Origin of the sequence: Caballeronia humi (assembly GCF_001544475.1) — a bacterium.
Lineage (GTDB): Bacteria > Pseudomonadota > Gammaproteobacteria > Burkholderiales > Burkholderiaceae > Caballeronia > Caballeronia humi.
In genome coordinates this window covers 1-10,710 of the sequence record NZ_FCNW02000101.1, presented here as the reverse complement: position 1 = coordinate 10,710, position 10,710 = coordinate 1, and the positions used below count along the sequence as shown (strand labels likewise).

Below are 10,710 nucleotides of genomic sequence, written 5' to 3'. Positions count from 1 at the left end.
CGCCGATACACCGGGAGCCGTTGCGCTCGGCAGCACATCCAAATCGATGGTCAGATAAATGTCGTCCGCCGCGTCGATCATCCGCTCGAGCCCTTGCAGCCGTTGCGTGAGCTGTGACTCCTGCATATCGGCGTCGAGTACGTAGCGCACGCCGAGTTGGCGCGCACGCTCAAAGAGCGCTGCAGTGTTTGCCAGGTCGCTGACGCCGAAACACACATAGTTGAACGGCATGCCGCGCGCTGCGCAATCGCAGGCGATCTGATCGAACGGCGTGCCCGAACTCGCCGGGCGCGACTGGCGTAAATCGAAATGCGCATCGAAGTTCACGATCATGAGCCGGCGGTTATGTGCGTCGCCCAGATGTGCGCGCAATCCGCTGTAGGTGCCCCATGCCACTTCATGGCCGCCGCCGAATACGAGCGGTCGTCCGCCGCGCGCAAGCACGTCGCTTACGATATGTCCCAACTCGGCTTGTGCGGCTTCCAGGTCTTCGTCGTCGCAGACCACATCGCCGGCATCGAGCACCGTCGCCGAGGCCTTCGCAGGGAGACCCGCCAGTGCCCGCCGCAACTGTTTGGGACCGTGTGCCGCGCCCGTTCGACCCTGGTTGCGGCGCACGCCTTCGTCGGAACCGAAGCCGATGATCACGGGCGCATCGTCGATGGGGGCGCCCTCGATGAACGGGACAACCTGGTTGAACACGCGCCGGGTGTCGCCGGGTTCACGGTCATCGGAACGACCGCTCCACACATTCTCGTCAAATGGAAGTCTCATGCGCGCGACAACACCGCCTGCAGGAAGGCACGCGTGCGCGGTTGCGACGGCGCGGAGAAAATGGTCGAGGGTGGCCCGGCTTCGACAATCACGCCACCGTCCATGACGACGACAACGTCAGCGACTTCCTTCGCAAAACCCATTTCATGCGTCACGACCACCATCGTCATGCCTTCGCTCGCGAGTAGCTTCATCACTTGAAGCACTTCGCCGACGAGTTCCGGGTCCAGGGCGGACGTTGGTTCGTCGAACAGCATCACGCGCGGTTGCATCGCGAGCGCACGGGCGATCGCAACGCGTTGCTTCTGGCCGCCAGATAAACTCGCCGGCATCACGTGCGCCTTGTGCGCAAGGCCGACCTTTTCCAGCAGCGCGAGCGCCGCCGCTTCGGCTTCTGCCTTGTGCGCGCCGCGCAGCATGCGTGGGCCGACCGTGATGTTATGCAGCACGGACAGGTGCGGGAAAAGATTGAACGACTGGAACACCATGCCGACTTCGGTGCGCAACGCGTTGATCGACCGTTCCTTGAGCATCACCCCGTGGTCCACCAGGCGGTGGCCGCAAATATCGATGGTGCCGCCTTCGGCCTGCTCCAGCCCATTGCAGCAGCGCAAAAACGTACTCTTACCCGAGCCGCTAGGCCCGATCACGACGACCACCTGCTGCGGCTGAATGTCGAAGTCGATGCCATTCAACACGACGTGCGAGCCGAACGATTTGGTCAGCCCACGGATCTGGACGATGGGTTGGGACGTGTTGTTCATTGCACCATTCCTCCTGCACGCATACGTCGCTCGACGCGGTGAAGCGCGTAATTCGTTGCCTGGGTCAACACGAGGTACACCAGCGCAATTGCCAGGTACACCTCGAGCGATCGGTACGACACGCTGATGATTTTCTGGCCCTCGTGCATCAGGTCGTCGATTGTCAACAGTGAAACGAGCGCCGAATTCTTGATCAGCGCGATAAATTCGTTACCAAGCGGCGGGATCATCCGCACGATCGCTTGCGGCAGGATCACGGCCCGCATCGCCTGTCCCGACGACATGCCGATCGAGCGAGCTGCCTCCATCTGTCCGCGATCGACCGACTGGATCGCGCCCCGCACAATCTCCGAGACGTATGCAGCGGAATACAGCCCCAGCCCCAGCATCCCGCACACAAATGCAGGCAGCAGGATGTTGAATTGGGGCAAGCCGAAGAACAGTAAAAACAGTTGTACAAGCAACGGCGTGCCGCGGAAGAAGGTCAAATAGGCGGTGCACACGCTGTAGACAATGCGTCGCTGCGGCGTGAGCCGGCCGATGCCGATAAGCAAGCCGAGTATGCAACTCAGCACGAGTGCGGCGGCTGTCACTTCCACCGTCACCGCCGCGCCGCGTGCGATGTCCGCCCAGCCGGTGATAACCGGCGTGAAATCGAGTTCCATTTTTCTCGTCCTGTTATTGCGCGCTCGCGCCGAACCACTTGTGGACGATCGCTGCGTACGTGCCGTCCGCCTTGATCTTTGCCAGCGCGGCGTTGAATGCGGCCTTCAATTCGGGTTCGTCCTTGCGCACGGCGATGCCGTACGCTTCGGTCGTCAGCTGTTTATCGAGAACGCGAAAACCGGTCCGTGTCTTGGCCAACTGCAACGCAGCGGGTTTGCCCGTGACCGCGGCGTCGGCCCGGCCGATCCCAACCAGATCGAACATTTCTTGATTCTTTTCGACCTCGACCCGCGTGATTTGCGGGAAGTTGTCGCGCAGAAAGTTGACCGACTTTGTGCCGACCTGCACTGACACCTTCTTGCCGTTCAGGTCGGTCACCGTCTTGATCGTCGAACTGCTCTTGACCAGCGCCACGAGACCTCCGGCAAAGTACGGTTCCGTGAAATCGACCACCTTGCTACGCTCGTCGGTGATGTAAATGCCGGAAATCGCGGCATCGAAGCGATGGGCGATCAGGCCTGGAATGAGTCCCTTGAAGTCGATGTCGGTCCATTCAACCCGCTTGCCCATCGCCTTGACGAGGGCATTCATCATGTCAACGTCGAAACCGGTGCGCGCGCCGTTCTCGGTGAACTCCATCGGCGGGAAAGTGGCGTCGGTGGCCACGCGCAAGACGCCCGGGGTTTGCGCAGAGGCGCCGCCCGGCAGCACGGCTAAGGTCGTGGCAAGGGCAATACATGCGACGGAAAACAGTCTTTGCAGCTTCATGGCGAAACTCCTTTCAGGATCAAGCGGATCAAGCGGATCAATCGGTTTGCATGCGCGCGGAGATGGCTCGCGCCGCGCGCACGGCAGCGTCAATGAATTGCGTTTCGCGGCCTGCGGCTCGGGTGGACGGCGCCATCAACGTGATTGACGCGCCGCTGCTCGCCGCTCGCCCTATGCGATGGAAAATCGGCGCGCTGACGCCCCATACGCCGGGATCGACTTCGCTGTCGCTGACGGCATAGCCCTGCGCCCGGATCTGGCTCAGCTCGGCTTCGATGGCGGTACGGCCAGCAGGATCACCGTCGAACACGCTGTCCAGAACCTCGGTACGCGCTTTGTCAGCCATGAAGGCCAACAGCGACTTCGCCGAGGCACCAGCCTTTAAAAGCACAGCGCGCCCCTTTTCGAACGAGCAGCGCAGCGAGTGCTGGCTGTCGACCATTTCGACGCACATTACTTGATGCTTCACCGCGACGACGAGACCCACACTCTCCTGAGAGACCCGTGCGAGCTGCTGCATTTCGCTGCGGCTCGCTTCGACGAGCAGCGAGTTGACATCGAAACCAAGCGCTAGTTGAAGGCTGATGGGCCCTGGCGCATAGTGGCCCGCGTGTTCAGCCACGAAACCCCAGCGCTTGAGCAGCGCGATCTGCCGATACAATGTGCTTTGCGCCAATCCGGTGACGTCGAGCAGATCCTTCACGGACATGGCTTTGCCGTAACTGGCAAGCGCTGAAAGGACGAGCAGGACGCGCTCCGCACCCGTAACCGTTTGATCGTGGTTCACAAGAGAAAATCAAGCCAGTGGCGATGAATAGAGCATGCCAGAGGTTTCTCACTTTTCAAAAAGCGCTTTCCCAACCGATGGGAATTTAGTCTAAGGGTTTTCCTTGTGTAAACTTGGTTTTCGAGAAACATCGATGGCGGGAGCTCAACAGGCTCTGTTTATTGACGTCCCGATGAGTTAGCACGGACAGGATCTTCAGTCCCTCATGAATCGGCGGTCAGGGGCCCGGTGTCCCGGAACAGGCCTAGAACACGCAATACAATGATCGATCTACCGCATTGCAGCTATCGCGCACACTGGCAATTGCGAAGCGCGCTGTAGAGTCGATGCCCGTCTACGCGCGAATCAACTGCGAACCGAGACAGAGCTGTTGCGTATTGTGCGACCCAATAATTGACAGATTCTTCGCGCGTTTGAGTACCCTCGGCATCGGCTGTATAGGGTAACGGCTGGCGGCGATTAGGCGAGATGGTAAAAGGCCTCCGCAATTGACGAGGCAGGTCAGGCCAATGGCCGAAATGCGCTGAAGGTTTGCCCTTGTGATCCCGCCGGGCCAACGATCGCAATGGGGTCGATTCGAGGCATTGGCTCGACGTTCCGCACGCAGTACGAGCGCATCGTTGAAAAGCCACAGCTTGCGATTTCGAAAAGCAACAGCCTCTTGAGGCAGCCGTGCTAGGCAAGCCTTTGAGGCGACGCGTGCGAGGTGGCTACTTGCATTTCAGTTCGAAAATCCAGTTCTCATGGGAGACCGGCGCGCGGTGAAGCGTGGCGAGCATTGCGTCCTGCGTGGGGGCATACAGGGCGCATGTTGTGATGTTTTGGAGCCCGGGAGCTTCACACGGGTCGACTTGCGGACAATAGAGGACCGGCTGAGCTCGCGCTAGTTGTCCGAACGGCTGCGTACAAACGTCGCGCCGGCCGGATTACCAGTCGTTCAGCCCGCATCAAGCCAAGCAAATTCCGCGAAGCGATAGCCCATCAGACGTCCCGACGGTGTTCCAACCAGCCCTTTTACGTGAGTGCTGTGCGCATCGATGAAATTGATGAACGCCGGAATGATGATGCTGCCTTTCTCGTAGACGATGGTCTGCATGTCGCCGTACATCTGCTTGCGTCGGGTTTCATCCTTTTCCTGACGCGCCTGCAGCAGAAGCTGGTCGAACTGCGCATTCTTCCAGCCCGATTCGTTCCAGACGGAATCCGACTTGAAGAATTGCGTATAGAGCAGGTCGAGTGTCGGCCGTGGCAGAATCGAACCGTAGGTCATCGGATGCTTCATCCAGTGCGTCGACCAGTAGCCGTCCGCCGGCACGCGGCGCACGCCGAGCTGCAGGTCCGTCTGCAGCGCAGCCTGCTGAACCATCAGGGCGGAATCGAGCGCGGATTCGATCGACGGTGGCACCACGATCTCCGCGGCCGAGGCCGACAAATTCGCCTTCTTGATGAGCGACTTCGCGCGGTCAGGGTCGTAGGTGCGCTGCGGCAGTCCCGCAAGGTAATACGGATGCCACGCGGGAACCGGGTGGTCGTTGCCAATGGTCGCGTAACCGCGCAACAGCGTCTTCTGGATGCGCTCGCGATCATGCAGGTACTTGATCGCCTGTATGAACTCGGGGTTACCGGTAGGCATCGCGTCCTGGCGCAGGATCAGGTCGGTGTACAGGCCCGACTGACTCTCCAGTACGCCAAAGCTGCCGGCGCGCTTGAGCCGCTCGACGTCTCGGGCGGGCACGGGCGAGACGAGCTGAATGTCGCCCGCGAGCAGGGCGTTGAGACGCGCCGCATCATCGACGATCCCGACGAGCTGTACTTCATCGAGGTACGGCAATCCCGGCTTCCAGAAGTTCGGATTGCGCGTACCGACACAGCGGCCGGCTGGCGTGAACTCCTTGCAGACGAATGGGCCCGTGCCGTTGCCCTTGGAGAAATCCTTCGTGCCCGCGGCGACGATCACGAAATGCGGCACGGCAAGCAACGCAGGCAGATCGACGTTCGGCGCGTTGAGCACGATCTCGACTTGCAGCGGCCCGGTCGCCTTGATCGAATCGATTGCGTCGGCGATCGACTTGGCTTTCGACGCGGTCGCCGGATCCTTGTGACGCGACAACGAGAAAACGACGTCGTCCGCCGTGAGCGGCTTGCCGTCGTGGAAATGCACGCCCGGGCGGAGCTTGACGGTCCACAGCTTGTGATCGCTGGTGTCGAAGGCTTCGGCGAGCGCGTTCTGCACCTTGAACGCACTGTCGAACTCGGTCAGGCCGCTGTAGAAGATGAACATGCGCGAGTAGTCGGCGGTGTGCGAGGCCTTGGCCGGGTCGAGCGAATCCGAGAGCGACTGGTTCGCCGTCGCGACCCGCATCACGCCACCCTGACGCGGCTTGGCTGCGGCGGGCGTCGCCGACGCAGCCAGCGCGGGCCAGCCCACGGTCGCGGCGGCGCCCGCCGCGAGAAGAGTCTTCACAGCGCGCCTGCGTTCGAGGTCGGGGCAATGCGCGTCGAGCGGCTTGGTCATGGTCTGTCCTTTGAGTGATGGTCGGTCGGGGAGCGCGTCGGCCTACATCGCGACGCAAAGACGATAGGCATCGTAGATGGCCGTATGAATGTCGCGCGACGCCACGGCGTCGCCGATTCGGTAGAGGTGGAACCAGGCATCGCCGTTCGCTGCCTGCAAGACCGGCTGCGCGGCACCGCGTGCGAAGGCGGCGAGATCGAGTTGACCGTCGTTCAGCGAGTGCGCGCGGGCTGCTTCAAAGAGATCGTCCACGGCGATCGTCCCGCGTTCGACCACGATCTGTTCTGCTTCCATTTCGACGAGTTCATCGGTTAATTGATGCCGGAAGACCGCGTGCAAGACGCCCGCGTCGCCGCGCCGGACTTCGACGAGTTCGAGATGCGCCCGAACCGGCACCTTCCATTTTTCGAGGTTGCGCATCCACACAGCGTCGTCGCCTTTGCCGCCGGCTTCCTGCGCGGGCAGGGCATCAAGAATAGCGAGGCGCACGTCGAGTCCCGCCGACACATACCGCTCGGCGCACAGGTACGCGTTGTGGCGGCCGGTGCCGTCGTAGACGAGCACGCGCCCGGCTCTCGGCGGCGTATCCGACAGCGCGTCGACCACCGAGCGGCACCACTCGCTGCCGGGCAGCGCGTCGAGGTCAGGGACGCCACCCGTCGCCATGATCACCACGTCGGGGCGCCGTTCGAGCAGGTCGTCGAGTTCGGCGTAATGGTTGTAGCGCACCTCGACGCCCAGGCGCTCGAGTTCTGCTAGTCGCCAGTCGACGATGCCGATCAGGTTCCTGCGCCAGCTTCCCGTCGCCGCGAGCAACACTTGCCCGCCCGCGCGGTCCGCCGCTTCCAGCAGGGTGACGCGGTGGCCGCGGCTCGCAGCGACGCGAGCCGCTTCCAGCCCCGCCGGCCCCGCGCCGACGACCAGCACCTGGCGCGGATCGACGGCCGGGGCGATGGTGTGCGGCAGGAACGTTTCGCGCGCGGTCGCCGGATTGTGGATACAGGTCGCCTTCGTATTGCGGCAGTGCGAGCCGCCCACGCAAGGGCGCGCGGCGTCCTCGCGGTGCGTCTCGATCAGCCGCACGAGATGGGGCTCGGCGATGTGAGCGCGCGTCATGCCGACCATGTCGATAAGGCCCTCGCCGATCGCATAGCGCGCAGTCGCGAGATCGGCGATCTTGGCGGCATGAAAAACCGGAAGCTGCACCGCGCGCCGAAACGAGGCGGCCTTGGAGAGCCACGGCGCCGAAGGCATGAACATACCCGGCATGCTGTTGACGATCAGCGACATCTTCGTGTCCATCCGGCCGTAGACGACGTTGAAGAAGTCGAGAAGCTCGCTTCGCTGCAGGATGCGCGCCATCTCCAGGCTTTCCTCGAAGCTGCAGCCGTCCTCGAGCGCGAAACGCAGGCCGACGGGATACGCGTCGCCCACTTCCTTGCGGATCGCCTCATGCACTTCGATCGCAAAGCGGCACCGGTTGGCAGTCGAGCCGCCGTAGCGGTCCGTGCGCAGGTTGACGGTCGGGTCGAGGAATTGACCGATCAGATGGCCGCCCGCGTGCGTTTCCAGCCCGTCAAGACCACCCTCGAGACAGCGGCGCGCGGCGCGTCCGAAATCGTTCACGATACGCCTGATGTCGCTCTCACTGATCGCCTGCGGAATTGCGCGATGCAGCGTTTCGCGACGGGCCGACGGCGCGAGCATCGGCAGCCACGGTTCGGCGTAAGGATCGCCGCGGCGGCCGAGGTGGGTGATCTGGCACATCAGTGCGGCGCCGTGGGCGTGCACGCGCCCGGAAAAGCGCTGTAGGTGCGGCACGACCTCGTCGACTCCCATGTTGATCTGCTGGAACGTGTTGGGACTGTCGATGCTCACGTTCGATGAACCGCCGAACATCGTGAGCCCGATGCCGCCCCGGGCCTTTTCCTCGTGATAGCGCTGGTAGACTTCCTGTGGGTATTCGCTCTGGATGAGGCGGCTCGCGTGGCTCGTGCTCATCACGCGGTTCTTCAGCACGAGGTGTTTGAGCGTCAGGGGCCTCAGCAGGGGATCGGATAAAGCGGCTGTCTGTGCGTCATCCGCGTTACGCTGTGTCATGTCGGGGACTCTCTGGATGGGTCTGCCGACAAGGTAGGATTGACGTTAAAGCGCGTCAATTTACATGTTCGTCACCGCCGATAACATGGTGTTAGTAGATGGGTCTTCGACTTCCTTCGCTTCAAGCACTTCTGGTTTTCGAGGCCGCCGCGCGACATCTCAGTCTCACGCGCGCGGCCGCTGAACTGAACGTCACGCCGGTCGCGGTGAGCCGTATGGTCGCGCGGCTCGAAGACGCGCTTGGCTTCAGGCTCTTCGCACGCACGAAGACCGGCCTTGTGCTGACCGACGAAGGCGCAAAGCTGCAAGTCGCGGTGGCCTCGGGCTTCGGCGAAGTCAGCGACACGATCGAAGAACTCAAGAGCCACCAGGAACAGGGCGAGACGGTCACGCTCTCCATCTCGAGCGGCTTCGCGTCGCAGTGGCTGCTGCCGCGCCACGAGCGCTTTCACGAAGCGTTTCCTGAGGTGAATCTGCGTTTGCAAGTGATGACAAGCCGCCTGTACGGCCCGCTGGAAGACGCGGATCTCGGCATTCGGTTGCATAAGCCCGGCTCCGAGCACGAGGCGTTCTGTTTCTGCCCGGAGGTGATCATCGCCGTGTGCAGCCCCGGTTATCTCGCGCAATACGGTCCGCTCGACGCGCCGCGGCAGGCGGGCGGTCATACGCTGATTCACCTCGAACCGACCACGCACGCATGGCCTGACTATTTCGAACTCGCGCAACTAGTGAATCGCGCATCGGCGAAGCATGTCAGCTATTCCGATCCGGGCCTGGCGTTGCAGGCCGCTATGCTCGGGCATGGCGTGCTACTCGGCTGGCTGCTTGCGATTGCGGCGCCGCTCAATATGGGCACGGTGGTCCCCGCGTCGAAACGAGTGGTAGAGACGGGTTACAACTACGTGCTCGAATGCCGCGCGCATGAGCCGTCGGCTTCAGTCCGGCACGTCGCGCAATGGCTCGTCGACGAGATGCGCGCGGAGTTGAAAAAGGTCGATCCCGTGCTTGCTTCAGTAGAGAGAGTCCGGCGTGGCGAGCCAGGTTGACGCGTGCGCTCGGGGCAGGGTGTGCGACGAGTCGGGATAGGGCGCCGCAATCAGCGATTCAAGTTGGCTGAGATCGGAAGGCTTTGCAAGGTCAAAGTCAAAGCGCGCTTCCATTAACTGCCTGACGGCCTCAAAATCGAAGTACAACACCTATCTCGTATAAGGTGTGTCGCAATGCCCGACCAAACTTCGTACCAACAGCTTCAACCTGAAGAACGCCAGCCATCGCAAGCCTGCGGCTACAGGATGTGAGTATTCGGGCCATGGCTCGAATACTCGGGCGCTCGCCGGCCACCGTGAGCCGTGAACTGACGCGAAACAGCTCTCCTGCTGGCTACGCATCGGTGCCGGCTGAAGCGCTCAGCGCCGCCTGCCGTAGCGCGGGCCGACGCTCCGCGAAGCTTTGCCTACAAAGCGTTTGCTGGCGGGTCGTGCTCACCCTGCTCGAATGGAAATGGTCACCCCAGCAGATATCGGGCACACTGAAGCGCATGTATCCGACCGACCCGACCCAGCACGTTTCGCACGAAACCATCTACACGGCCATCTATGCCCAGCCGCGCGGCGAACTGCGCCGGCAGCTCATCGCCTGCTTGCGCCACGGTCATAGCGCCCGCATGTCCCGCACACGCGGCACAGATCGGCGCGGGCAGATTCCCGACATGGTCAGTATCCATGTGCGGCCGCCCGAAATCGAAGACCGACTGCTGCCTGGTCACTGGGAAGGTGACTTCATCAAGGGCGCCGCCAACCAATCTTCTGTCGGCGTGCTGCTCGAACGGAGCAGCCGCCTGGTGCTGCTCGCCAAGATGGAAGACGCCACCGCCGCCTCGGCGTTAGCGGGCTTCTCTGCCAAACCAACTCGATTGCCGCGCCGTTGCGAAAAACCTTTACCTACGACCAAGGCAAAGAAATGTCGCGGCACCAAGAACTCACTGCAGCCACTGGCGTGCGCGTCTACTTCTGCGACCCACACAGCCCTTGGCAGCGCGGGACCTGCGAAAACACCAACGGATTGCTTCGTCAATATTTGCTTAAAGGCACCGACCTGTCGGTATACAGTCAAGACGAACTCGACGCCATCGCCTACAGCCTAAACAGCCGGCCTCGCGCGACTCACGCGTTCCATTCTCAATTCGAGGTCTTCGCCGCCACGCTCGCCTCAGCCAGTCAGCCTCACGGTTCTAAACACTAGACTCCGTGTTGCACTTCAGTTTGATAGCGCCAGGCGAAGCCTGGGATTGGAGGAAGTCTATGTGATGGAAACCAGTCATTGGAATCCAGAGGGTT

Annotated in this window: 8 protein-coding genes and 1 pseudogene; 2 read left to right on the top strand and 7 right to left on the bottom strand. The window is 62.0% G+C overall.

The genetic code is table 11. From position 1 onward, the window contains the following. The 7 genes from hutG to AWB65_RS33375 form a co-directional block, all read right to left on the bottom strand. Window positions 1–774, bottom strand: a 774-nt coding sequence (hutG, locus tag AWB65_RS33405; RefSeq protein WP_087671089.1) for a formimidoylglutamase, incomplete at its 3' end; no start/stop codon positions are given. Next, window positions 771–1,538, bottom strand: a complete 768-nt coding sequence (locus AWB65_RS33400) for an amino acid ABC transporter ATP-binding protein (RefSeq protein WP_087671088.1) — start codon at window positions 1,536–1,538, stop codon at window positions 771–773. The genes hutG and AWB65_RS33400, both read right to left, overlap by 4 nt. Beyond that, complete coding sequence (locus tag AWB65_RS33395; protein WP_087671087.1) at window positions 1,535–2,203, bottom strand: amino acid ABC transporter permease; 669 nt, start codon at window positions 2,201–2,203, stop codon at window positions 1,535–1,537. Before AWB65_RS33395 ends, AWB65_RS33400 begins: the two co-directional genes overlap by 4 nt. Before the next feature lie 13 nt (window positions 2,204–2,216). Next, on the bottom strand, window positions 2,217–2,972 hold the full coding sequence (locus AWB65_RS33390; RefSeq protein ID WP_087671086.1) for a transporter substrate-binding domain-containing protein: 756 nt from the start codon (window positions 2,970–2,972) through the stop codon (window positions 2,217–2,219). A gap of 37 nt (window positions 2,973–3,009) precedes the next feature. Continuing rightward, the gene (locus AWB65_RS33385) at window positions 3,010–3,759 is read right to left on the bottom strand and encodes an IclR family transcriptional regulator (protein WP_087671085.1); all 750 of its coding nucleotides are present in this window, start codon (window positions 3,757–3,759) and stop codon (window positions 3,010–3,012) included. 937 nt (window positions 3,760–4,696) lie between these two features. Further along, window positions 4,697–6,274: an ABC transporter substrate-binding protein gene (locus AWB65_RS33380; RefSeq protein WP_087671084.1), complete on the bottom strand. Its 1,578-nt coding sequence runs from the start codon at window positions 6,272–6,274 to the stop codon at window positions 4,697–4,699. A gap of 42 nt (window positions 6,275–6,316) precedes the next feature. Next, the gene (locus AWB65_RS33375) at window positions 6,317–8,374 is read right to left on the bottom strand and encodes an FAD-dependent oxidoreductase (RefSeq protein ID WP_087671083.1); all 2,058 of its coding nucleotides are present in this window, start codon (window positions 8,372–8,374) and stop codon (window positions 6,317–6,319) included. 98 nt (window positions 8,375–8,472) lie between these two features. Here AWB65_RS33375 and AWB65_RS33370 point away from each other — a divergent pair, with 98 nt between their 5' ends. Both AWB65_RS33370 and AWB65_RS33365 read left to right on the top strand, forming a co-directional pair. After that, window positions 8,473–9,420 carry a LysR substrate-binding domain-containing protein gene (locus AWB65_RS33370; RefSeq protein WP_087671082.1) on the top strand — a complete coding sequence of 316 codons (948 nt, stop codon included), beginning with the start codon at window positions 8,473–8,475 and terminating at the stop codon, window positions 9,418–9,420. A gap of 174 nt (window positions 9,421–9,594) precedes the next feature. Continuing rightward, window positions 9,595–10,615 (top strand): annotated as a pseudogene (locus tag AWB65_RS33365) (IS30 family transposase). Window positions 10,616–10,710: the final 95 nt, after the last annotated feature.

Excerpts from the sequence above, each read along its gene's own strand:
- AWB65_RS33395 (WP_087671087.1), bottom strand. The coding sequence starts at position 2,203 with ATGGAACTCGATTTCACGCCGGTTATCACCGGCTGGGCGGACATCGCA.
- AWB65_RS33380 (WP_087671084.1), bottom strand. The coding sequence starts at position 6,274 with ATGACCAAGCCGCTCGACGCGCATTGCCCCGACCTCGAACGCAGGCGC.
- AWB65_RS33375 (WP_087671083.1), bottom strand. The coding sequence starts at position 8,374 with ATGACACAGCGTAACGCGGATGACGCACAGACAGCCGCTTTATCCGAT.
- AWB65_RS33400 (WP_087671088.1), bottom strand. The coding sequence starts at position 1,538 with ATGAACAACACGTCCCAACCCATCGTCCAGATCCGTGGGCTGACCAAA.
- AWB65_RS33390 (WP_087671086.1), bottom strand. The coding sequence starts at position 2,972 with ATGAAGCTGCAAAGACTGTTTTCCGTCGCATGTATTGCCCTTGCCACG.
- AWB65_RS33370 (WP_087671082.1), top strand. The coding sequence starts at position 8,473 with ATGGGTCTTCGACTTCCTTCGCTTCAAGCACTTCTGGTTTTCGAGGCC.